Raw genomic sequence first — 21,056 nt, forward strand, 5'->3', positions numbered from 1 at the left:
GCCGGTCGACCGATTCTGGCATATGCGTGCGAGGAAGCGTGAGGATTTAGCCACGTTAAGTCACGCGTGTCGCGGTACTCCAGGGAGTTACGACCTGTGCTGACCCCGCTCGTACTCCTCGATCGCCTGCCGGATTCGCTCCGCGTCGTCGTCCGGGACGGTTGGGTCACCCTCGGCCCAGCCGTGCGGCCGATACGCGGCTAGGCCGTAGGCGGACTGGCGCGTCGGCGCCTCCTTGGGGACTGACTGCAGAAGGCGGTCTGCCACATCCTCGAGCAGGTCGCGCAGCCGCGGATCGCCGCCGGCGCTAACCGCGGCACGGGCGAACCGGCCGACGTTCGGAAAGAGGTCCAACGGAGATCCGGCTGCAGCTGCAGGAGCCTCCGCTGCTGGGGGTTCCTCGCTGGGCGTGGCGCCGCGCAGGACGTCGTCGACCTCGTCGGGCCCCCAGCCGAAGACCTCGCCGACCTTGTAGTAGCCGTCCGGCACCCGGTCGGTCCGCGCAGGCGGCCGGCCGTTCTCGTAGTTGCTGATCGACTTCCGGTCCAGGCCTGCAGCGAGTGCGAGATCCGCTTGGGTCATGCCGCTCTTGACCCGCGCGCGCCGAATCCTTCGGCCGGCTGCGGCCCAGTCGAGGTCAGCCTGCCTGGCTGCACTCATCACGGCCCCCGAGTTCCTCTTGATGGACAACGTTAGACAACAGCATCGCAGACAGTTGCCCAGCACTGCGCGTCAGGTTCCCGCCATTCCCCCAGGTGATAGGCCTCGCTCCACTTCATTCCTCATTGCTCCTTGCTATTGCGCATCATTCCCCATATCGTTCTCGGTGTGAGAGCGCACGGACCGAACATCCGGCACAGGCGCGAACAGCTGGGCTATGGCCTGCGGCGGTTCGCCGCTCTGGTCGGTGTCTCACCTGCGCATCTGTCCCGAATCGAACGAGGGCAACGCGGAGCTCAGCCCGAGGTGGTCAAACGGATCGCCGCCGAGTTGAACGCCGAAATCACCGACATCGCCGATCTCTCCCAATGAGCAATGGAGGGAAGTCATGAGCACCACTGGACCCGAGAGGCACCTCCTCACCCTGGAGGAGGCCGCGGCCTACATCGGCCGGTCGACCAAGGGCCTGCGGGGCCTCCGCGAGCGCCGGTCCGGGCCGCCCGGATTCCGCGCCGGCGGACGCGTCATGTACCGCCTCACCGCCCTCGACGACTGGCTCGCCGAGCAGGAGGCGCAGGACAGCCGGTCGAACCCGGCGCTGGACCCCACCCGTCAGGCCCCCGAGCCGCGCCGGCCGCGCCGTCGCCAGCCGCTCGCCGCCTGACCCATCTCAGACCTGGGTTGGGCCGCCCCCGGATTGGACCCCTTGGGGCGACCCCGGCCCACCGATCAACCCGAACAGGAAGGAGGTAGGCCTCATGTCGAAGCCTACCGAACGCCCGAACTTGACCTCGGCGGCCTTGGCCGTCGCGGCCTTCCGGTCCGCCGTCGCAGCCTTCGCGAACGGTGGCCAGGACGAGGCCGCGAGCGAGGAGTACCTGGCCGAGCTGCGCGAGCGGTACGCCGACCGGACGGACGACGACGCCCGCGTGGTCCTGGTCCTGCTGGACGAGATCGATGTGCTGGACGACGCGTTGTCGGACTCGGAGGACGAGGTCGAGCGGCTGCTGGCCGAGGTGAAGCGGCTGCGGGCGAAGGCCGCCCCGAAGGCGCCGTCTGCGTCGATCTCCCGGACCAAGTCGGGGAAGTGGGCGGTGCGGTGGCGTGAGGGCGACGGCCAGCGGTCGCAGTCGTTCACGCGCCGACAGCACGCCGAGGACTTCCGCGCCGCGATGCGGGGCCGCTGGAACGGCGGTGCCTCGTGATCTGGCTGCTGGTGGTGTTCGTTGGCTGGACGTTGCTGTTCGGCGTCGCGGCGGCCGAGGAGATCGCGGACGTGGTCCGCACTGCGCTGAGGAGGCGGTCCCGGTGACCGACTTCAGCCCCGCTGACTTCCAGGACTTCCAGGCCGGTGACCGAATCCGGTTCCTCACCCGTGACACCGGCTTCGGCGGTCGGGGCCTGGTCTGGCGGACCGGAACCGTCCAGCACGTCACTGACAAGGCCCTGACCGTCGACTGCGACACCACCCTGGCCAGCAAGCGCGCGCTGATCCGCCGGGCGGCCTGGTCCGACCGTGCGCCCGAGCGCGCCATCACCTGCCTGGAGATCAAGCCGATGAGCATGCCCTCCGCGCTGGCGACGATCGCCGCGCTCCACACCCTGCTGACCGAGCGGCCCGAGCTGGCCACCCTACCGATCACCTGGCAGATCTGCCCGGATGGCGCCCTGCACGCCAGCCCGCCGTACCGCGTCGCGGGAAGCCACGACGCCGTACGGGCGCTGGCGGTGGCCTTCGGCTTCGAGACGTACGGCTACACGGTCACGAACCCGGAGACCGGCCGCGTCAGCAGCGTCGTCGGGCTCAACGACGGCGTGATCGCCGGGGCGCCGATCTACGCCTACGGCTACGAGCCGGTCGCCGCCGAGGACGGTGCCTGATGGCCGTCTTCGTCGTCCTCGCCTCGCTGGCCGGGTTCGCGTTGCTGCTGTGGCTGGACTGGCGGGCCCGGCGTCGGGTGCGCTCGGTGCGCGTCGCCGAGGTGTCGCCGGAGGCCGTCCGGTACGTGTCCCGCAGGCGGGAGGGCAACCGGTGATCCGCCGCCTGCGCATCGTGCGCATCGACGACCCGCGCCCCGCGTTGGAGTTGCAGCGCCCGAACGGCACCGGATGGTTCCTCGCCCCGCTGCCGCCCCGCGCCCGACTCCGGTTCCGCTTCCACGACTGGCCGCGGCCGCGCCTGTGCCTCGAGGACACGCCCCGGCCGAAGTGCTCCGAGTGCCGCGGCACCGGCGGCTGGGAGCGCGACTACGGCGACCCCGAGACCGGCGAGTACGCCAGCACCGAGTGGGACCCGTGCGACTGCTGGCTCGGCTACCACGAACCCGTCCTGACCATCCAGGTGCCCCACTGGGCCGCGCGCCGCCTGTTCGGCTGGTGCGAGCCCCAGTACAGCACCGAACCGCCGTTCTGATCCGAGAGGCCGTCGTCATGCCCGCTCCGCAGCCCGAGTCCGACCTCGTCATCCTGCGCCGCACGGTGGTCGACCACGTCGCCAACGGGGTGTCGAGCGGGCAGCCGGCCGTCATCACGGCGGCGCTGAGTCTCCTCACCGAGCTGGACCTCGCCGGGGTCCCGATCGATGAGGAGGTCGACCAGGCCCTCCTCGCCCTGCCCCCTGCGTGGCGGCGCGGGTAGCCGAATCGTCGGCACCCAACACCCGCCTGGGGTGGGGCGGCACCGTCCCCCACCCCAGGCCACCACCCCCACCACCAGCACTGCCTGAGAGGCCCGCCACATGCCGTGGTTCAAGATCGACGACAAGGCCCACAGCCACCCCAAGTGGCTGAAGGCCGGCAACGCGGCGATCGGCCTCTTCGTCCGCGCCGGCAGCTACTCCGCCCAGCACCTCACCGAGGGCATCGTGCCCGCCGCCGTCGCCCAGCTCTACGGCACCACCCCGCAGGCCGCCAAGCTCGTCAAGGTCGGCCTGTGGCACCAGGCACCGCACGACTGTCCCCGCTGCCCTCAACCGGGCGCCGGCGACTACGTGATCCACGACTTCTTCGAGGGTGGCCGGAACACCACGAAGGCCCAAGACGAGGCGAACAAGAAGGCCGCCGCGGAGAGGGCCGCGAAGAGCCGCGCCGCGCGAAACGCGAACCGAATCGCCGACGAAAACGCTTCGAATCGTCCTCGTTTCGTCGACGAAAACGAAACGAATCGAGATCGAAAAGACCCCCACTTTCAGGACTGCGCCGCAGGTCAGGAGGGTCTGTCACATCGCACGCCCGCTGACGGTGCTGCGCTTGCCCATAACCAAGCCAACACCCATACCCCTGTACCTCCTACGGAGGTACAGCTAGCTAGCCGCGACGGCGCCCAGCTGCTGCCGACGATCGGTCCGCAGCCGCGGATCCCCGCCGCCTGCCGGCCCCTCGTCGAAGCGCTCACCAACGCGCAGATGGTCGTCGGCTGGGACGAGCACACCAACTGGCTGATCATCGACGCGCTCATCCAGCGCTGCGGCGTACCGATGCTCGTCGACCACGCCCGAGGCCAGTGGCAAGGCGCCAAGCGCCGCCCGCAGAACGCCAACTACTTCATCCCCGGCTGGCGCTCTCTCCCCGACGCCCCGCACGCCGACACCCCCGCCACGGCCCCCGCAGGCCCCCTGACCCGCAACCAGCAGCGTCGCGACCTCCTCGCCGAGGCCGCCGCCCGATTCGCCGCCGGAGGCACCCAGTGAACCCCGCCGAAATCGGCCCGTTCCTCAAGCGGGCCGCCCTCACCGACTCCCGCATCCTCCCCAACGACCTCGACGAGGCCATCGCCACCACCGCCCTGTGGATTGTCGCCCTCGCCGACGTCCCGTTCGAGTTCGCCGTCAACGCGATCGCCGAGCACCACGCCAAGAGCCCGTGGCAGATCCGCCCCTCCGACATCGCCGACCAGTGGAAGGCCCACGCCAAGCGGCGCGCCGAACACCACATCGACCCGATCCCGGACACCGACGACCCGGCCGAGTACCGCCGCCAGATCGTCGCCAGCCGCCGCGCCGCCGCCGCCGGCGAAGCGGTATCCGTCTCCGGAGCGATCGCCGCGATCGGTCCCGCCCTGGCCCCGGCCCGCGGCGTGCGCGACCTCACCGAGGACGACGTTCGCGCGCTCCGCCAGCAGAAGGACCTCGCCCGGATGCTCAAGGACGACAACGCCCGGGCGAAGGCCGACTGCGAGCGGCGCAAGCGCCTCGTCCTCGGCTACCCCGACCTCGCCGAACAGCTCACCCAGCCGCCGCTCGCCTACGCCCGCCCGGACTGCTGGAACGGCGGCCTCGGCACCAACGAGATCCAGGACGGCCGGCCCAACCGCTCGCCCAGCTACCTGCAGCTCGCCCGCATCTGCGCCGAGGCCGAGCACCGATCCGCTGCTACCACCCGCACCGCCGCCTGAACGGAGCCACCGCCATGCCCGACACCCTGCTGCTGACCGTCACCCTCGACGGCGTCAACCACCCGTTGGCCGCCTGCCGGTGGGTCCGCTACGAGCCCAACGGATGCGCCACCGGCAGCCTCCTCGGCGACGAGGCCACCAGCCCCGAGGCCGCCGCCGCCAGGTGCGAACCCGTCCGCCGCGAACGCGAGCGCGACCACCGCCGCGGCGTCCGCTACCGCCTCGTCACCCCCGCCGACTGGCAGGCCAGCGTCAAACCGTGCCTCCTCGGCGAATGCGACCACCACACCACCCGCACCGCCGCCTGAGGAGACCCCGGTGAGCAACCTGACCGCCGAGCAGTTCAACGAACGCCACCCGATCGGCACACCCGTCACCGCCTACCCCGGCATCCGCCCCGAGTACGCCGCCCAGACCGGCCTCACGTGTCGCCGCCTGGAGACCCGCACCCGCTCCGTCGCCTGGAACCTCGGCCACGGCGAACCGGTCGTCCTCGTCGACGACTACGCCGGCGGCATCTCCCTCGGACACATCGACCTGCGCACCGAAGGGACCGCCTGATGACCCCGGCCGCCTTCACCCACCAGTGCGAGAACGACCTCCGCGAACGCTGGGCCAAGGTCTGCGGCGACCAGCCCACCGAAATCACCGTCAGCACCGAGCCCCCGCTCGTCGCCGGCCCCTACACCAACGACGGCCTCCGGTGCCCCCACGGCATCACCTACTGGATCGAACCGACCGGCGAGCAGATCGCCCGGTGGGCCCGAGACGGCGTCGAGTGACTGTCGACCAGCCGGACCGGTGCCCGCGCTGCCGCTGCTCGGACTGCAGCGGCACGCTGACCGACCACACCAAGACCGGATGCCGCTGTGAGGACTGCGCCACCTACCCGGACTACGCGTGCACCGCGTTCCTCCCCCCGGAGCGGATCGCCCACCTTGCCGAATACCTCGGCCCCCTGCTGTCCGTGCACCTCGGCCCGAGGCAGCAGCGCCGCTGCCTCGCCGTCGCCCACGCCGCACACCACGCCCTGCACGACTACGACCACCCCGAGGACGCCCGATGAACCAGCCCCTCGACCTCGACGCCATCCAGGCCCAGCTCAACCACCCGCGGTGGACCCCCACCCACACTGTCGTCGACCAACTGCTCGCCGAGGCCCGCCGGCTGGAGGCCGAGCTCCGCCGCGAGCGCGCCGCCCACCACAGCACCATCGCCGACCGCGACCGGGCCAGCGACTACGCCGACCGCCTCGCCGACCGGATCGCCCCGTTCGACGTCACCGGCGAGCACTCTGCCGGCAACTGCCCCTGGCAGAACGCCCTCGACTACGACGGCCCGCGGCCCGCCTGACGGCCCCACAGCACCACACCGGCCCCCAGGGCCACCCGGCGCCCGAACACCCGTCCACGCCCCCGCCACGCACACCCACCACGGAGACCCACATGCCCGGCATCTACGACGACGGCGACACCTACGGGACGCCGACCACCGCTCGAAACGCCCTCCTCGCCGAACTCCTCGGCGACGACCACCACGCCGGCCACCACACCGACGCCCGCGCCCGCCTGGAAGGGCTGATCGACGACGCCCTCGCCGAGGAACGCGAGCACGTCGCCACCGAGATCGACGCCGCGATCGAGCACAACCTCGCCGAGTACCCCCACATCTCGGCCATGCGCGGCCGCCGCCTCGGGCTCGCGGCCGCCGCCCGCATCGTCCGCGACCGCACCGCTGGCGGTGCCCGGTGACCGACATGCCGCCCAGCCTCCGGGAACGCATCGACGCGGCCATCCGACCCGCCATGCTCATCGGCCTCCAGGACGCCGAACTCCACGACCAACCCGGCCGCGAGCGCATCGGCGAGTGGGCCGACTCCATCACCGAGTGGGTGCTGGCCGTGGTGCAGCCCGAGCTGGACGCCCGCGACTCCGAGATCGACCGGCTCCGCGCCGACCTGGCCGCCGCCCGCAACACCGCGTTCGCCGAGGCCGCCGACCACCTCGACCGCACCGCCGACGAGGTCGAGGCCAAGGTCGCCGCCTACTACGGGCCCACGTCCGGCATCGGCCCCGGATCCGCCGACATGGTCCGCATGGACGCGAAGGAGATCCGCGCCCTCGTCACCCACACCACGACCAGCAGCGGGCCCACCGGCGACCCCATCGCCGTCCGCTGGGACCGCACCGTCATCCACCCCAACCCGAGCATCCCCGGCGACGACACCATCGTCTGCTGCCTCACCGACGACGGCCGGCCCGTCGCCCTCTTCCTCGACGACGAATACCGCGAAGCCCTCGGCCTCCAGCTCGTCGACCCCGAGGGCTGCTGACGCCCCCTGACGCCCGTCAACGCCGCCCGCACCCACGGGCGGCCCCACCCCGAGGAGACCACCGTGACCCGGCCCCTCACGCCGCGCGAAGCCGACGCCCTCCGCTACCGCGCTCAGGGCCTCAAGGACTACGAGATCGCCCGCGCTCTCAACACCACCGAGCGCGACGTGCGCAACGCGGTCGCCCGGGCCGTCCGCGCCCTCGGGGCCCGCAGCCTCGACCACGCCATCCAACTCGCCAACCAGCCGGCCGTCGAGGAGCCCCAGTGACCGCCTGGATCGTCCTCGCCACCTGCGGACCCGCCGCCCTGCTCGCCCTGCTCTGGCTCCGCACCATCGCCCGCGACCTCGCCACCGCCGCAGCCGCACTCGCCGAACGCGACCGCACCGACCGCGAGTTCTGGGCCATCGTCAACCCCCTCGACCACGACCTGCACGAACAGGAGGACACCACATGGTGACCCTGCCCACCCCCGGCCCGCAGCGCGAGCCCCAGAGATGACCCGAACCGCCACCCGCGGTGACCGTCTCACCGACCTGGAGACCGACACCCTCGCCCTCTACGCGGACGGCCACACAGCCCGCGAAATCGCCACCCAACTCGGCGTCACCATCTCCACCATCGCCAGCCGCGTCGTCCGCGCCCGCACCAAACTCGGCGCCCGCACCATCCCCCAGGCCATCGTCCTCGCCTACCGCACCGGCCAACTCGCCCTCGCCGCACCCAAGACCAGCGCCGGACCGGTCCGGCCCGGTCCCGCGCCCGCACAGCCCCGCTGACACCCGTCACCACCTGCCTGACCTCGGAGACCGTGATGCTCGACTTCGCCATCGGCAGCCGCCTCGCCCGCGAACTCGCCGAGATGCCCCAGCTCGCCACCTACGCCCAGCTCTCCATCCAGCCCGGCGCCAGCCGCCGCGGCGCCCGCGTCTCCGGCGCCACCCGCACCGCACCCACCCCCCTCCGCCTCGACGTCGCCAGCTACCTCGGCCCCGCCGCCCCCGGCGACGTCCACGACCCCCACGGCGACCAGGACGGCCAGACCCCCCTCGCCGGCACCCTCACCGCCTGGGCCCGGGTGCACGTCGAGGAGCACCCCCAGCTCGGCACCCCGCGCTCCGGCAACATCGGCGCCCTCGCCGACTACCTGGGCCGCCGCGACACCCTCGCCTGGGCCGTCCAGCAGATGTGGGCTGACGAGTACGCCGTCGAAATCCACGACGCCTGGCGCACCCTCGACGGCCTCGCCGCCATCCGCCCCCGCCAACGCGCCATCCAGCTGCCGTGCCCCCGCTGCGGACTCTTGTCCCTCTCCCAGCTCGACGGCGACGACATCCGCTGCAGCAACGACAGCTGCTGGGCCGTCCTGCGGCCGGACGAGTACGAGCGCCGCATCGACCAGTACCTCGCCATCAACGAAGCCGCCTGACCACCTGTGAGGGCGCTCACCCCACCACCGTGAGCGCCCTCACCCACCCGGAGACCACCACAATGAGCCCCCTCACCATCGGCGGCGTCTACACCGCCCGCATCCACGGCGCCGCCGGCCCCTGGACCATCCACGGCACCGCCACCATCTGGGCCATCCAGCACCACCACGACGACACCACCACCGTCACCGCCCAGCTCAGCGACCAACCCGACCACCGGCGCCCCGGCCACACCACCTACGCCACCGCCACCGTGAGCGTCCTCCCCACCGGCACCCGCACCCTGGTGAGCCTGATCACCCCGCAGCCCGGACCCACCCACGTCAGCCTCGGCTACCGCCTCCTCGCACAACGCAACCCCGACGACGCCACCCACCACATCGCCACGGCAATCGGCCTGCTCGCCGACTGGAAGCCCATCCCCGACGACGACAGCCCCCTCGGGGTGAGCGCGCTCACCTGGCTCGCCCGGGCCGTCGACCGCGCCACCGCCGGCCGCAACGCCGAAGCCGAACGCGACCAACTCGTCCGCCGACTCCGCGCCGGGGGCGTCCCACGCGACCTCGTCGCCCAGATCGACGGCCGCGACCCCAGCCGCATCACACAGGTCTGCAAGGCAACCCGCGCGGCCTGAGCATCTGTTTCCGACCCCACCGCGAGACCAGGAGATCCACCATGAGCTACACCCCTACTGACATCACGCCGCCCGAGCTGCAGCCGGAGGCGCTGGCCGTCCGCGTGCCCGCCTGGGCCGAAGCGGCGCCCACGCCGGCCGACGTGCACGACTGGCCGGAGCGCCAGGCCGCCGCGCTCGTGCCCTACCAGCTCGATGAGCGCGGGTGGCCGATGCACCCCCTCGGTCGCACCGGACACGTCGGTCGCAACCTGGGCCGCTGGGGCGAGAACGCCGCGGCGGACCCGATCGTGGTCGCCGGCGCCGGGGCCGAGCGCAGGGTCCTGCTGATCACCCGGGACGACATTCGCCAGGTGGCCATTCCCGGGGGCATGGTCGACGCGGGGGAGACCGCCCCGGCCGCCCTGGTGCGTGAACTCAAGGAGGAGACTGGCGTGGATTTGGCGGGCCACCAGCCGGTGATCCTGGGCCGCGACATCGTCAACGACTGGCGGCAGAGCGACCACGCGTGGGTGGCCTCCACCAGCGCGCTGTACCGACTGCCCGCCACGGTGGCCGCTACCGGGGCCGACGACGCCCTCGACGCCGACTGGTACCCGTTCGGCGACCTGGATCAGCTCGAGATGGCGATCACCGCCGCCGGACGCACCCTCTACGCCGCGCACCGCCCCCTGCTGCAGCGCGCCCTCGACCACCTCGCCAGGTGCTGAACACAACGCCGCTTGCGCAAGATCAGCACCGTGTGCAACGCTGATGTCAGCACCACAGGTGCGTCCACGTAGCGAAGGACCCGACTCCGGTCGGGCCCTTCGCCGTTTCCGAGGGAGGCCACCGTGGACCTACTCACCGGACCCGAAGCCGCCACCCTCTGCCGCGTCTCCCCCACCACCATCCGCAGCTGGCGACACCGCGGCATCCTGCAGCCCGCCGGCCTGGACGAACGCGGCCGACCCCTCTACCGGCAACTCGACGTCGCCAGGGCCGAGGCCGTCACCCGCGAGCGCGCCGGCCGCACCATCGCGGCGTAACCCAGAGCAGCGGCGGCACGGAAGTGCTGATGCAGTGTCCGGACAGTGCCGTGTCACATAAGCGGCCCGTGCCGCCGCCCACAAGGAGGTGACCATGCCCGACGAAACCCTCGGCCAGAGATCGGAGCGCATCGCCCGCTTCCTCGGCACCGGACGGTTCATCGCCTGGATGACCGTGGTGATCATCATCTGGGTCGTCTGGAACACCCTCCTGCCGGAGAGCATGCACTTCGACCCCTACCCCTTCATCTTCCTGACCCTGGTCCTGTCGCTCCAAGCCTCCTACGCGGCGCCGCTGATCCTGCTCGCACAGAACCGACAGGCCGAGAGCGACCGCGAACGCGCCGAACAGGACCTCGTCACCGACACCGAGACACTCGGCCTCGTCCGTGGCATCGCCGCCCACCTCGGCGTCGACGCGCCCACCGCTGACTGACCCGGGGGGTCAACGTCAGGGGGAGGGGCAACGCAGGGGGCAGCCCAGCCGCCAACTCCCCAACGGTCAGAGCAAAGTCCTACTGCCAACCCGCGACGGCCAGAGCGAGGCAAGGAACCGTGCGCAGACGCCAACGCCCATGCCTCGACTGCGGCAAGCTCACCCGCAACGCATCCCGTTGCGACCAGCACCAAGCCGCATGGCAGACACGGCAGAACCAGCTCAGAGGCAGCGCCACCCAACGCGGCTACGGTGCCGACTGGCAGCGCGTGGCTCGAGCAGCAGTCACCCAGCACCAGACCGTCTACGGCAACTGGTGCCCAGGCTGGAATGCGCCGGCCCACCAGAGCACCGACCTCACCGCGGACCACGTCGTGCCCCTGGCCCGTGGTGGCAGCAGTACTGCAGAGAACGTCCGAGTCCTGTGCCGCTCCTGCAACGGCCGCAAGGGCGACCAGTAGCCAGCACAGGCCGTCGTCACAGTGGGTGAATACTTTCCAGGCTACTCGGCCGTAACCGGGGCGGGTCAAAAGTAAAAACCAAGATCTTCTTCGGACCCGGCCCCCCAGCCCCCACACACGACCGCGAAATTCGACCCCGGGGGGTCTCGAACCGGCCGAGGGGGTGGCGATCTTGCCCGCAGGACGACCCCCTACGCCCACGGAACGTAAGCGGCGAACTGGCAACCCGGGCAAGCGGCCGCTGCCGGACGCCTCGAACGTCGTCGCGCTGCCCCCGGTCGAGGACCATGCACCCGAGCAACTGGGCCCGGCCGGCCGCGCGGTGTGGACACTCGTCACCGACCGATGCCAGTGGCTGGCGGAGACCGACCGGCCCACGCTGGTGATGCTGTGCGAGAAGTTCGACCGCCGCCAGGACTTCATGGCCCGACTGGAGACGTCGGACCCGGTCCTGTTCACGGACAAGGGCTACGCCTACGCGAATCCGCTGGTCGGGATGCTGTCGACGCTGGAGACGGAGATCGCGAAGCTCCTGTCCGTGCTGGGCCTGACCCCCACGGACCGCACGCGCCTGGGGGTGGCCGAGGTGAAGAAGGAATCGGCCCTGGAGCAGATGCTCGCCCGACGCCAGACGCGCGCCAGTGGCCAGCCGTAAGGCTCCTCCCCGGTTCCCGAAGGTGCTGCCGCGCGGCCCGCAGCTGTGGGACCCGGCGGCATCGCGCTGGACCGAGGAGAACACGGACGGCATCTTCGCGTGCGAGCTGATCGGCTCGTACCTGCGGCTGACGAAGGGCCCGCAGCGGGGCGAGCAGGTCAAGCTGCGCGCGTGGCAGGCCGACACCATCTGCGACATCCTGCGCCTGGACGAGCGCGGGCGCCGACAGTACTGGACGTACCTGCTGCTGGTGCCCCGCAAGAACTCCAAGTCCCTGCTGGGCGCCGGACTTGCGATCGATGGCCTCTTCGACGAGCCCGGCGCCGAGGTGTACTCGTGCGCCGCGGACAAGGAACAGGCGAAGATCATCTTCCGGGAGGTCCGGCAGGCCGTCGAGATGTCCCCAGAGCTGGACTCCAAGCAGGGCGGCCTGCTCAAGGTCTACCGGGACGCCATCGAGTATCCGGCGACCGGCTCCGTGTACCGGGCGCTCTCCTCGGAGGCGTTCACCAAGGAAGGCCTGAACCCGTCGAGGACCTTGTTCGACGAGCTGCACGCTCAGCCGAACTGGGAGCTCTGGAACGTCATGAACCAGGGGTCGGACACCCGCCAGCAGCCCCTGCTTGTCGCGATCTCGACCTTCGGCGTGCGCACGGACTCCTCTGGCGAGGACTCGGTGTGCTACGCGCAGTACCAGTACGCCAAGCGCCTGATGAAGGGCGAGGCCGAGGACCCGCGGTACGGCGCCCGGATCTACGAGACCAACGAGCGCGTCCGAGGCTTCGACTACAAGGACCCGAAGGTGTGGGCGGGCGCCAACCCGGCGATGGGCGACTTCCTCGACGAGGAGAAGATGCTCGCCGCCCTCCGCAAGACCCCGGAGGCGGACTTCAAGACGAAGCGCCTCAACGTCTGGGTGACGTCGGCCAAGGCGTGGCTGCCGGACGGCGCCTGGGAGACCTGCGCCCGCCCGGACCTCACCATCCCGGCCGGCGCCGAGGTAACCCTCGGCCTAGACGGCTCCTACAACAACGACTGCACCGCGCTCACGGTCGTGCGCGTGCCGGAGGCGCTGGTCTTCGACCCGGACGCCCCGGAGCACGCCGACCTGGAAGACGACGAGAAGCAGCGCCAGTTCGCCGAGCTGAACGCGGGCCTTCGGCTTCCGCACGTCGACGTGGTGCGACTGTGGGAGCGCCCGGCGGACGCCGGCCCCGACTGGACGGTGCCGATCCTGGAGGTCGAGCAGGCGATCCGGGATGCCTGCAAGCTCTGGGCGGTACGGGAGATCGTCGCCGACCCGGCACGCTGGGCCCGGACGTACGAGGTGCTGGAGGCCGGGGGCCTGCCGATCGTCGAATTCCCGCAATCTCCGGCCCGCATGGTCCCGGCCACCGCGCGGTTCTTCGAAGGCGTCATGAACCAGCGCTTCACCCACTCCGGCAGCCCGGCCCTGGCCCGGCACGTCGGCAACGCGGTGGTGAAGGCGACCACACGCGGCCTGATGATCTTCAAGGACGCCAAGGGCAGCCCCCGAAAGATCGACCTCGCCGTCTCCGCAATCATCGCGCTCGACCGCGCCTGTCAGACGCCCGAGCCCGAGCCTGTTCCCCAGTTCTGGAACTGGGCCGACCTGTAGGAGGTGTGCATGCGTCCGCGCCGACGTCTCATCTCCGATCTGGTCGACCTCGCAGGCCTGGCATGCCTGGACGCTGCGGCGTGGTGGCTTCACCCGGTGCTCGGCCTCGCGGTCGCGGGTGCCGTGCTGCTGCTGGTCGGGTGGGTGATGGACCGGTGAGTCTCCTCCGTCGTGCGGCTGAGCGCCGCGTCGTCCAGCAGTGGGGCGACTCCAGCATCCCGACCAACGGCTGGTCGCTGGCCGGCTTGTCGTCGGCCGGGGTGCCGGTGTCGGACCAGACGGCGATGCAGCTGTCCGCGGTGTGGGCGTGCGTGCGCATCCTCTCCACCGCGGTGTCGGGCCTCCCGATGACGGCAATGCGCCAGCGTGGCGCCGTCACCGAGCCGGTTCCGGACCAGCCGACAATCGTCGGCGACCCGTTCGGGGGCTCCAACGACCTGCGGTTCCTGAGTCGCCGATCCGGGTTCCAGCAGCTCGCGGTCAGCCTCGGCGTGCGCGGCAACGCCTATGCGACGGTGGTCTCCAGGGATTGGCTGTACCGGCCGAACCGGCTCGCCGTGGTACACCCGGACCGGGTGAAGGTCGACTGGGGCGACGACGGCGCACGCGTCTACCAGGTTGACCGACAGCCGGTCCCGGCAAGCGACATGGTGCACCTGATGGGCATGTGCCTGCCTGGTGAGCCGACCGCGATGTCGCCGATCGCCTACGCCCGGAACGCCATCGGGCTCGGCCTGGCTGCCGAGCAGTTCGGCGGCAAGTTCTTCTCCCAGGGCGCCCACCTGTCCGGCGTGATCACGGTCGACGCGAACCTCGACAAGCAGTCGGCCCGGGGGATGAAGGAGGCGTTCGAGGCCAGCCACAGCGGCCTGTCCAACGCGCACGCGATCGGCGTGCTGTCCGGCGGCGCGAAGTGGCAGAGCATCAGCGTCACCCCGGACGACGCTCAGTTCCTTGGCACCCGCGCCGCAGCCACGCTGGACATCGCCATGCTGTACGGGGTGCCTCCGCACATGCTCGGCCAGGTCGACCGAACGACCAGTTGGGGAACGGGAATCGAGCAGCAGGGTCTGAGCTTCCTGACGTTCACCCTTGAGCCGTGGATCGGCCTCATTGAGGACGCCTGGTCCGCCATGCTCCCTCGTGGCAGCACGGCGAAGCTCGACACGACTGCGCTGCAGCGCACCGACACCGCCGGCCGGTACGCCGCCTACACGCAGGCCCGCACCAGCGGCGTCTTGACGATCAACGAGGCCCGCGCCAAGGAGAACCTGGCGCCGGTCGACGGCGGCGACGACCCTTTCGCGCCGCTGAACTCCGCCCACAGTGGTGCCGGAGCCGAACCCCCTGTCCCCATGCCCGGAGAGTGAGCCGTGGACCTGTCCGCACGGGCCGCACGGCCCACCACCGTCCAGCGCCGCTCCACGCCGTTCCAGGGCGTCGAGTTGCGGTCCAAGCCCTCCGGCGCCAGCGGTGAGACGCTGACCTTCACCGGCTACGCCAGCGTGACCGAGCAGGGCTACGAGATGGAGGACTGGCTCGGCTCCTACACCGAGGTCGTCCGCGCCGGCGCCTTCAAGAAGACCCTCAGCGAGGGTGCGGACGTGCCGTTCCTCGTGAACCACGGTGGCCTCACCCTGGCCCGGACGAAGAGCGGCACGCTCCGGCTGTCCGAGGACGACACCGGCCTCTACACCGAGGCCGACCTTGACCCGGCCAGCCCTCACGTCCAGGCCCTGCGCTCCGCGATGGAGCGCGGCGACGTCGACGAGATGTCGTTCGGGTTCTGGGTCACCCGCCAGCAGTGGAGCCCCGACTTCGACCAGCGGGACATCCTCGAGGTCAGCCTCAACAAGGGCGACGTGAGCGTCGTCAACTACGGCGCGAACCCGAACACGGCCGGCGCCCAGCTGAACGCCCGCGAGGTCGGCCAGCAGCTCGAACGCCTCTCCGCCGACGAGCGCCGAACCGTCTTCGAGCGCCTGGCCGCCGAGTTCACCTCCACGCCCGAGGAGTCGGCGCCGACCCTGCTCGGCCTCGACCAGGCCCGCCTGCGCCTGCTCTCCCTCTGACCTCTTCCCGCCTGCCGACCGCGCCGGAGCCGCGCCGGCGGCCACGCCGCACCCTGTGCACCTGGCCGCCACCCGGACCACCACCCGAGCCGCAGGCACGCCACCACCCACGCCACCAACCGAAGGACCCCTCATGTCCCGTGAGTTCATCACGGCTCTCCAGACCCGGCGTGCCGCGCTCAAGACCGAGCTCGGCCAGATCCTGGAGAAGCCCACCGCCGAGACCCGCGACCTCAACGACGACGAGCGCACGCGCTTCGACGCCAAGGAGGCCGAGGTGCGTCAGATCGACGAGCGCATCGCCGAGCTGGACGAGCAGCTGCAGCGCGACGAGCAGGCCGCCGAGCGCGCCAAGCGGTACGCGCCGACCGGCGTCACCGTCACCTCCGAGCCGAAGACCTACCAGCGCGGTAACGGGCACTCCTACTTCCTCGACCTGATGCGGGCCCAGCTCGGCCAGGGCGACGGCGACGGCGGCGTGAACGCGGCCCGCGACCGTCTCGCCCGCCACCGCACCGAGCTCGACGTCGAGATGCCCAAGCGCGAGCGCCAGCGTGCCGCCCGCGCCGAGCAGGAACTGCGCGGCGTCGACCCGGGCTCCACGTTCGAGCGCCGCGTCAACCCCAACCGAACGGACGGCCAGGGCGGGTACTTCGTGCCGCCCATGTGGCTGATCGACGAGTACATCGACCTGCCCAGGTTCGGCCGCACCATCGCCAATTCGGTGCGGAACATGACACTCCCGGCCGGCACCGACAGCATCAACGTGCCCAAGGTCGCCACCGGGACCCTGACCGGCGTGCAGACCGCCGACGCCGCTGCGGTGACGTCCCAGGACCTGACCGACACGTTCGTGTCCGCGCCCGTGCGCACGATCGCCGGCCAGCAGGACATCGCCATCCAGCTCCTCGACCAGTCCCCGGCCAGCTTCGACGAGATCGTGTTCCACGACCTCCACGCCGACTACAACATGCGCCTGGACACCCAGGTCATCTCCGGTTCTGGCGTGTCCGGTCAGCTCCTGGGCATCCTCAACGTGAGCGGCATCAACGCGATCACCTACACCGATGGGTCGCCGACGCTCGGCAAGTTGTACGGGCCGCTCATGCAGGCGATCTCTCAGTCGGCGAAGAACCGCAAGATGATGCCGACCGCGGTGTTCCTCACCCCGTCCCGATGGTTCTGGATGGCCTCCCAGCTCGACGGCCAGAACCGTCCGCTCATCCTTCCGGACACCTCGGCGCCGTGGAACCCGCTTGCGCTGCAGACCGGCGGCGACACGGTCGAGGGCCCGGTCGGCCGGATCCTGAACTTCCCGTTGCTGGCGGACGGCAACATTCCCGGCAACCTCGGCGGCGGCACGAACGAGGAGCGCATCATCGCCGCCCGCACGAGCGACATGTACCTGTGGGAGGGCGCGATGCGCACGCGGGTGCTGCCGGAGATCCTGTCCGGCACGCTGCAGGTGCGCCTGCAGGTCTACAACTACGCCGCGTTCATGCCAAACCGCAGGCCGGAGCAGATCTCCGTCATCTCCGGTACCGGTGTGATCGCGCCGACCAGTTTCTGATCCGACCCCTGACCGGCCCGCCGCCCCCTACTCCAGGGCGGCGGGCCCTCCCCACGGAGGACACCCCATGCACGACCGGATCGCCGAACTGCGCGGCCTGCGCAACGAACACACCGTTCACACCCAGAGCGGCGACAGCAACCGCACCGCGCAGGTCGTCGCCGCGATCGGCCGCGTTACCGGCGAGATCGACGCCGAGATCGAGCGCCTGGAGGACGAAGCTGCCGACCTCGCCGACCGCGGCCAGCACTTCCCGGCCGCCGACCGCGCCGAGGCCGCCCGGCTCCTGCGCGCCGGCCTCGCTGAACTGGCGCTCCCGGCACCGGCCAAGCGCGGCGCCAAGCAGACCGCCGCCGCGCCTGCGGCCCCGGAGACGGCGAAGGGTGGCGAGTGAGATGCCTCTCGTCAACGGGAAGTATGCCCCGAAGAATCCGAACTGGCTGATCGCGGGCCAGCCGGCGGGGACGTTCCGGGAGAACATCGCCCGCCAGCTCGTCATCAATGACGGCGCGATCATGACCAGCGGCATCATGCTGGCCACAGCGCTGCCCCTCTGCGCGGGCGACGTCGTCACCAACCTGACGTTCGCCTCCGGCGCCACCGCCGCCGGCGTCCCCACCAACTGGTGGTTCGCCCTCTACGACACCGCCGCCACCCCGAACCTGCTGGGCCAGAGCGCCGACCAGGGTGCGGGCGCATGGGCGGCGACCACCTCCAAGACGCTCCCGCTCGCGGCGCCGGTGCAGATCACCCAGACCGGCATCTACTACGCCGCCGTCATGGTGAAGGCCACGACCGCACCGTCGCTGGTCGGACTGGCGACGCTGACCGGCGCCGTCACCGGCATGACCAGCGGCGACAAGACGCTGACCACCGTGTCCGGCTCGGCCCTGGCCGGCGTCGCGCCCGCCACGATCGCCACCCCGTCCATCTCGGCGTTCGTCCCCCGGGTCGTCGCCACGTAGCGAGGAGGCCCGGTGAGCATCGTCGACCTCGCCTCGGTGAAGCTGCACCTCAACATCCCGTCCAGCGACACCCGGCAGGATACGGAGCTGGGCCGCTTCATCTCTGCCGCCGACGACCAGGCCCGCTACGTGTGCGGGCCGGTCACGGCCGAGCTGCACACGGAGTGGTACGACGGCGGCCGGCCGGTGATCTCCCTGGATTGGCAGCCCGTCGCCTCCGTCACCTCGGTCACGGAGTTCGTCGCCTCCTCCACCTGGAACCTCACCGAACAGCCTCTCGGCGGCGGGGGCATGGACTCCTACGGGTACACCGTCGACCTCGCCCGCGGCACCATCACACGGCGCGCAGTCGGCCAGGATGTCCCGTTTCCCCGTGGGCTGAAGAACGTCCGTGTCGTCTACACGGCCGGCCCCGGCGTCGTGGCGCCCACGGTGTTCCTCGGCGCCCTCGAACTGGTCCGGCACCTGTGGCAGCAGACCCAGCAGGGCGGCCGGCCGAAGTTCGGGGCGACCGGCTCGTTCGACGGTGACGGCGCCGCCGTCCCGATGGGATTCGCGCTGCCGGCCCGAGTGCTGGAGTTGTGGGCGCCGTTCCGCCGGGCGCCGGGGGTGGCGTGATGACCATTCCCTCCTCGTCGGTCCCCGCCGCACGCCTGTGGCTGTTCAAGGCCCTGGTCGCCTCACTCACGCCGGACTCCGGGGCCGTCAGTGGCCAGGGATCGTACGGCGACGCGAACGCCAGCCTGCTCGTGTGCCTGGACGCTCCGGGCACCTACCAGCCCGAGGACATCGTCGTCGTCGGCAAAGTCGATCGGCGCATCGACGTCTCGTCCATGGTCGGCTCCGGCGGCGCGGGCTGGCTGATCGAGCACTACACCATCGAGATCACCATCGAGTGCGCCCGCGCGACCGACGACTCGCAGTCTGCGTTCGAACGCACCGCCGCCCTGATCGACCAGGTCGTCGCCGTCGTCCGCACCGATCCCACCCTCGGCGGCAACGCCCTGTGGACGAAGCCCACCCGCTCCGACCTGGAGACCGTCTGGGCCGACGACCACTCCACTTGGGTCGCCACCGGCACCCTCACCGTCGAGTGCAACCAGCGCATCTAGGAGGCCCCATTGCCCCGCTTCATCTACCAGGGCGAAGGGGACCGCTACTACCCCTCGCTCGCCCTCACCCCGGCGCCCGGCACGTCGTACGACCTCGATGCCGACCCCGGCGACGGCCGGTGGGCCCCCGCCGTCGACACCGGCTCCTGGACGTCCCAGATCGCCGTGGAACCCGCACCCGCGACAGCGCCGATCGAAGAGTCGGCCCCGGCGCCGCACGACACCACCGGAGGTGAGTGATGCCCCAGCCGTCCGCCCGCTCATTCCTCGGCATCGCCAAGGAATCCGTGTTCGGGACGCCCGTGGCCGCGACCGCGTTCCTCGCGGTCAAGGACATGAAGCCCAAGGAGAAGCTGTCCCTCCTGCCCGACAAGGGCCTGCGCGGCTCCATGGTCGAGATCTACGACGAGATCTCCGGCCCGATCTGGGCCGAGTACGAGTTCGGCGGCGACGTCTTCCCCGACACGCTTGGCTGGATCGCCACCGGCGTCCTCGGCGACCTTGCTACTACCGGCGCCAGCGCCCCGTTCACCCACGCCCTCGCCGTCCTCAACACCGGCACCGCCCAGCCACCGTCCTACACGCTCAGCGACTACTACGCCATCTCCACGCGGCAGTTCGCGGGCACCAAGTTCAGCGAGCTCGGCCTGAAGTTCAACGGCGACGGCCTGCTGGAGTACTCGGCGAAGGCCGTGACGCTGGCCAGCGTGACGACGACCGCGCCCACCCCGTCCTACACGGCGGTCACACCAATGCCCGCGTGGCAGGGCGCCGTCACCATCGGCGGCACCTCGGTGACCACGCTGATCGACGGCGAGTGCACCATCAAGCGGCCCGTCACGCCGATCCACACGGCGGACGGCACCCAGGCCCCTGTCGCCCTGTGGGCCGGCCCGGTCACGGTCGGCGGCAAGATGACGTTGGTCATGGAGGACGACTCCCAGCTGACCAACTACCTGACCAACGCGAAGCCGTCGCTCGACTTCAACTTCGCGCAGGGCGCCGGCGCCACGGCGGTGCAGGTCAAGCTCCACATGTCCAAGGTCGCCTACAGCTCCGCCGAGATCAGCCGCGGCAAGGACTACATCGAGCTGTCCGTGAACTACGAGGGCCTCGCCAACACCACCGACGTCGGCGGCTCCGGCGGCTACAGCCCCATCAAGATGACCATCCAGAACGCCATCACCTCCGGGACGTACAAGTGAGCATCGACATCACCACCGCCAACCGCATCCCGCTCCCCGGCGGCTGGGCGGACCTGCGGCCGGTCGCCGACATCACCGAACGGCACCGGCGCCCGATCCGCAAGCTGTCCACGCAGCTCCTCGGCCACGCCGACTTCGCGGCGGCCGTCGCCGAGATGCAGAGCTCCGGCAAGGACCCGGCGTCCCTGACCCCCGACGAGCAGCTGCGCGTCGCGGCCGGCATGGGCTCGGCCTTCGACGACCTGGAGGCCATCCAGGACCTTCTCGTCGTCGCGGCCGTCCGCGGCTGGTCCTTCGACGCCGTGCCGATCACGGTCGACGGGCTGCTCGACCTCCCGGGTCAGGCGTTGGACGCCCTGCGTGCCGCTGTCGCCCCCTACCAGGGTGCCCTCAACCCGAACCTGCGCGAGCCCAGCCCGGACCCGACGTCCCCTACCGTGCCCTCCAGCGCCTGAGGAACGCCC

38 protein-coding genes and 1 pseudogene are annotated in these 21,056 nt (G+C 71.0%); 38 read left to right on the forward strand and 1 reads right to left on the reverse strand.

From position 1 onward, the window contains the following. Window positions 1-87 precede the first annotated feature (87 nt). The gene (locus tag ACPC54_RS17770) at window positions 88-660 is read right to left on the reverse strand and encodes a helix-turn-helix transcriptional regulator (RefSeq protein WP_498965856.1); all 573 of its coding nucleotides are present in this window, start codon (window positions 658-660) and stop codon (window positions 88-90) included. A gap of 132 nt (window positions 661-792) precedes the next feature. On the opposite strand from ACPC54_RS17770, the gene ACPC54_RS17775 reads away from it, so the two are divergent. The 38 genes and pseudogenes from ACPC54_RS17775 (at window position 793) to ACPC54_RS17960 (ending at window position 21,047) form a co-directional block, all read left to right on the forward strand. After that, window positions 793-1,032: a helix-turn-helix domain-containing protein gene (locus ACPC54_RS17775; protein ID WP_498965736.1), complete on the forward strand. Its 240-nt coding sequence runs from the start codon at window positions 793-795 to the stop codon at window positions 1,030-1,032. 16 nt (window positions 1,033-1,048) lie between these two features. Next, the gene (locus ACPC54_RS17780; RefSeq protein WP_498965737.1) at window positions 1,049-1,324 is read left to right on the forward strand and encodes a helix-turn-helix transcriptional regulator; all 276 of its coding nucleotides are present in this window, start codon (window positions 1,049-1,051) and stop codon (window positions 1,322-1,324) included. 94 nt (window positions 1,325-1,418) lie between these two features. Next, window positions 1,419-1,865 carry a hypothetical protein gene (locus tag ACPC54_RS17785; protein WP_498965738.1) on the forward strand — a complete coding sequence of 149 codons (447 nt, stop codon included), beginning with the start codon at window positions 1,419-1,421 and terminating at the stop codon, window positions 1,863-1,865. 103 nt (window positions 1,866-1,968) lie between these two features. Next, window positions 1,969-2,541: a hypothetical protein gene (locus tag ACPC54_RS17790; protein WP_498965739.1), complete on the forward strand. Its 573-nt coding sequence runs from the start codon at window positions 1,969-1,971 to the stop codon at window positions 2,539-2,541. After that, window positions 2,541-2,696: a hypothetical protein gene (locus tag ACPC54_RS17795; protein ID WP_498965740.1), complete on the forward strand. Its 156-nt coding sequence runs from the start codon at window positions 2,541-2,543 to the stop codon at window positions 2,694-2,696. Before ACPC54_RS17790 ends, ACPC54_RS17795 begins: the two co-directional genes overlap by 1 nt. Further along, entirely contained in the window at window positions 2,693-3,073 is a 381-nt protein-coding gene (locus ACPC54_RS17800) for a hypothetical protein (protein ID WP_498965741.1), read from the forward strand. Before ACPC54_RS17795 ends, ACPC54_RS17800 begins: the two co-directional genes overlap by 4 nt. 17 nt (window positions 3,074-3,090) lie before the next feature. Then, the gene (locus ACPC54_RS17805; RefSeq protein ID WP_498965742.1) at window positions 3,091-3,297 is read left to right on the forward strand and encodes a hypothetical protein; all 207 of its coding nucleotides are present in this window, start codon (window positions 3,091-3,093) and stop codon (window positions 3,295-3,297) included. 100 nt (window positions 3,298-3,397) lie between these two features. Beyond that, window positions 3,398-4,348 (forward strand): mucin-2, encoded by a 951-nt coding sequence (locus ACPC54_RS17810; protein WP_498965743.1) that lies wholly within the window; start codon window positions 3,398-3,400, stop codon window positions 4,346-4,348. Further along, window positions 4,345-5,052 (forward strand): hypothetical protein, encoded by a 708-nt coding sequence (locus tag ACPC54_RS17815; RefSeq protein WP_498965744.1) that lies wholly within the window; start codon window positions 4,345-4,347, stop codon window positions 5,050-5,052. The genes ACPC54_RS17810 and ACPC54_RS17815 overlap by 4 nt, the downstream gene beginning before the upstream one ends. A 14-nt stretch (window positions 5,053-5,066) precedes the next feature. Next, a complete protein-coding gene (locus ACPC54_RS17820) occupies window positions 5,067-5,360 on the forward strand; it encodes a hypothetical protein (RefSeq protein ID WP_498965745.1) in 294 nt (97 codons plus the stop codon). Between the two features lie 10 nt (window positions 5,361-5,370). Continuing rightward, on the forward strand, window positions 5,371-5,613 hold the full coding sequence (locus ACPC54_RS17825) for a hypothetical protein (protein WP_498965746.1): 243 nt from the start codon (window positions 5,371-5,373) through the stop codon (window positions 5,611-5,613). Continuing rightward, complete coding sequence (locus ACPC54_RS17830; protein ID WP_498965747.1) at window positions 5,613-5,834, forward strand: hypothetical protein; 222 nt, start codon at window positions 5,613-5,615, stop codon at window positions 5,832-5,834. The genes ACPC54_RS17825 and ACPC54_RS17830 overlap by 1 nt, the downstream gene beginning before the upstream one ends. Beyond that, window positions 5,831-6,118: a hypothetical protein gene (locus ACPC54_RS17835; protein ID WP_498965748.1), complete on the forward strand. Its 288-nt coding sequence runs from the start codon at window positions 5,831-5,833 to the stop codon at window positions 6,116-6,118. Before ACPC54_RS17830 ends, ACPC54_RS17835 begins: the two co-directional genes overlap by 4 nt. Then, the gene (locus tag ACPC54_RS17840) at window positions 6,115-6,405 is read left to right on the forward strand and encodes a hypothetical protein (RefSeq protein WP_498965749.1); all 291 of its coding nucleotides are present in this window, start codon (window positions 6,115-6,117) and stop codon (window positions 6,403-6,405) included. Before ACPC54_RS17835 ends, ACPC54_RS17840 begins: the two co-directional genes overlap by 4 nt. Before the next feature lie 92 nt (window positions 6,406-6,497). Then, window positions 6,498-6,803, forward strand: a complete 306-nt coding sequence (locus ACPC54_RS17845) for a hypothetical protein (RefSeq protein ID WP_498965750.1) — start codon at window positions 6,498-6,500, stop codon at window positions 6,801-6,803. 5 nt (window positions 6,804-6,808) lie between these two features. Continuing rightward, window positions 6,809-7,384 carry a hypothetical protein gene (locus ACPC54_RS17850; RefSeq protein WP_498965751.1) on the forward strand — a complete coding sequence of 192 codons (576 nt, stop codon included), beginning with the start codon at window positions 6,809-6,811 and terminating at the stop codon, window positions 7,382-7,384. Window positions 7,385-7,447: 63 nt separating this feature from the next. After that, a complete protein-coding gene (locus tag ACPC54_RS17855) occupies window positions 7,448-7,654 on the forward strand; it encodes a LuxR C-terminal-related transcriptional regulator (RefSeq protein WP_498965752.1) in 207 nt (68 codons plus the stop codon). Then, window positions 7,651-7,845 carry a hypothetical protein gene (locus ACPC54_RS17860; RefSeq protein WP_498965753.1) on the forward strand — a complete coding sequence of 65 codons (195 nt, stop codon included), beginning with the start codon at window positions 7,651-7,653 and terminating at the stop codon, window positions 7,843-7,845. The genes ACPC54_RS17855 and ACPC54_RS17860 overlap by 4 nt, the downstream gene beginning before the upstream one ends. A 37-nt stretch (window positions 7,846-7,882) precedes the next feature. Continuing rightward, entirely contained in the window at window positions 7,883-8,164 is a 282-nt protein-coding gene (locus tag ACPC54_RS17865; protein ID WP_498965754.1) for a response regulator transcription factor, read from the forward strand. 35 nt (window positions 8,165-8,199) lie between these two features. Continuing rightward, on the forward strand, window positions 8,200-8,814 hold the full coding sequence (locus ACPC54_RS17870) for a hypothetical protein (RefSeq protein WP_498965755.1): 615 nt from the start codon (window positions 8,200-8,202) through the stop codon (window positions 8,812-8,814). 29 nt (window positions 8,815-8,843) lie between these two features. Then, complete coding sequence (locus ACPC54_RS17875; protein WP_498965756.1) at window positions 8,844-9,449, forward strand: hypothetical protein; 606 nt, start codon at window positions 8,844-8,846, stop codon at window positions 9,447-9,449. Window positions 9,450-9,490: 41 nt separating this feature from the next. Beyond that, a complete protein-coding gene (locus ACPC54_RS17880) occupies window positions 9,491-10,159 on the forward strand; it encodes an NUDIX domain-containing protein (RefSeq protein ID WP_498965757.1) in 669 nt (222 codons plus the stop codon). A gap of 123 nt (window positions 10,160-10,282) precedes the next feature. Next, window positions 10,283-10,477, forward strand: a complete 195-nt coding sequence (locus tag ACPC54_RS17885) for a helix-turn-helix domain-containing protein (protein WP_498965758.1) — start codon at window positions 10,283-10,285, stop codon at window positions 10,475-10,477. Window positions 10,478-10,580: 103 nt separating this feature from the next. Further along, a pseudogene (locus ACPC54_RS17890) lies at window positions 10,581-10,880 on the forward strand (DUF1003 domain-containing protein); the annotation flags it as partial. A gap of 302 nt (window positions 10,881-11,182) precedes the next feature. After that, window positions 11,183-11,374 carry an HNH endonuclease gene (locus ACPC54_RS17895; RefSeq protein WP_498965759.1) on the forward strand — a complete coding sequence of 64 codons (192 nt, stop codon included), beginning with the start codon at window positions 11,183-11,185 and terminating at the stop codon, window positions 11,372-11,374. Window positions 11,375-11,537: 163 nt separating this feature from the next. After that, on the forward strand, window positions 11,538-12,029 hold the full coding sequence (locus tag ACPC54_RS17900; protein WP_498965760.1) for a phage terminase small subunit P27 family: 492 nt from the start codon (window positions 11,538-11,540) through the stop codon (window positions 12,027-12,029). Further along, the gene (locus ACPC54_RS17905; protein WP_498965761.1) at window positions 12,016-13,668 is read left to right on the forward strand and encodes a terminase large subunit domain-containing protein; all 1,653 of its coding nucleotides are present in this window, start codon (window positions 12,016-12,018) and stop codon (window positions 13,666-13,668) included. The genes ACPC54_RS17900 and ACPC54_RS17905 overlap by 14 nt, the downstream gene beginning before the upstream one ends. A 9-nt stretch (window positions 13,669-13,677) precedes the next feature. Beyond that, window positions 13,678-13,827 carry a hypothetical protein gene (locus ACPC54_RS17910; protein ID WP_498965762.1) on the forward strand — a complete coding sequence of 50 codons (150 nt, stop codon included), beginning with the start codon at window positions 13,678-13,680 and terminating at the stop codon, window positions 13,825-13,827. Then, complete coding sequence (locus ACPC54_RS17915; protein WP_498965763.1) at window positions 13,824-15,038, forward strand: phage portal protein; 1,215 nt, start codon at window positions 13,824-13,826, stop codon at window positions 15,036-15,038. The genes ACPC54_RS17910 and ACPC54_RS17915 overlap by 4 nt, the downstream gene beginning before the upstream one ends. 3 nt (window positions 15,039-15,041) lie before the next feature. Continuing rightward, a complete protein-coding gene (locus tag ACPC54_RS17920) occupies window positions 15,042-15,740 on the forward strand; it encodes an HK97 family phage prohead protease (RefSeq protein WP_498965764.1) in 699 nt (232 codons plus the stop codon). A 133-nt stretch (window positions 15,741-15,873) separates the two neighbouring features. Beyond that, on the forward strand, window positions 15,874-17,310 hold the full coding sequence (locus ACPC54_RS17925; RefSeq protein WP_498965765.1) for a phage major capsid protein: 1,437 nt from the start codon (window positions 15,874-15,876) through the stop codon (window positions 17,308-17,310). A gap of 67 nt (window positions 17,311-17,377) precedes the next feature. Further along, window positions 17,378-17,704 carry a hypothetical protein gene (locus ACPC54_RS17930; RefSeq protein ID WP_498965766.1) on the forward strand — a complete coding sequence of 109 codons (327 nt, stop codon included), beginning with the start codon at window positions 17,378-17,380 and terminating at the stop codon, window positions 17,702-17,704. A gap of 1 nt (window position 17,705) precedes the next feature. Then, window positions 17,706-18,275 (forward strand): hypothetical protein, encoded by a 570-nt coding sequence (locus ACPC54_RS17935; RefSeq protein ID WP_498965767.1) that lies wholly within the window; start codon window positions 17,706-17,708, stop codon window positions 18,273-18,275. Window positions 18,276-18,287: 12 nt separating this feature from the next. Beyond that, the gene (locus tag ACPC54_RS17940) at window positions 18,288-18,893 is read left to right on the forward strand and encodes a hypothetical protein (protein WP_498965768.1); all 606 of its coding nucleotides are present in this window, start codon (window positions 18,288-18,290) and stop codon (window positions 18,891-18,893) included. Next, window positions 18,893-19,387 carry a hypothetical protein gene (locus ACPC54_RS17945; RefSeq protein ID WP_498965769.1) on the forward strand — a complete coding sequence of 165 codons (495 nt, stop codon included), beginning with the start codon at window positions 18,893-18,895 and terminating at the stop codon, window positions 19,385-19,387. Before ACPC54_RS17940 ends, ACPC54_RS17945 begins: the two co-directional genes overlap by 1 nt. A 9-nt stretch (window positions 19,388-19,396) precedes the next feature. Next, a complete protein-coding gene (locus ACPC54_RS17950) occupies window positions 19,397-19,627 on the forward strand; it encodes a hypothetical protein (RefSeq protein ID WP_498965770.1) in 231 nt (76 codons plus the stop codon). Beyond that, window positions 19,627-20,592, forward strand: coding sequence for a phage tail tube protein (locus ACPC54_RS17955; protein ID WP_498965771.1), 966 nt, complete (start codon window positions 19,627-19,629; stop codon window positions 20,590-20,592). The genes ACPC54_RS17950 and ACPC54_RS17955 overlap by 1 nt, the downstream gene beginning before the upstream one ends. Next, on the forward strand, window positions 20,589-21,047 hold the full coding sequence (locus tag ACPC54_RS17960; RefSeq protein WP_498965772.1) for a hypothetical protein: 459 nt from the start codon (window positions 20,589-20,591) through the stop codon (window positions 21,045-21,047). The genes ACPC54_RS17955 and ACPC54_RS17960 overlap by 4 nt, the downstream gene beginning before the upstream one ends. Window positions 21,048-21,056: the final 9 nt, after the last annotated feature.

It is taken from the genome of Kitasatospora sp. NPDC094028, from assembly GCF_049543595.1.
GTDB lineage: Bacteria > Actinomycetota > Actinomycetes > Streptomycetales > Streptomycetaceae > Kitasatospora.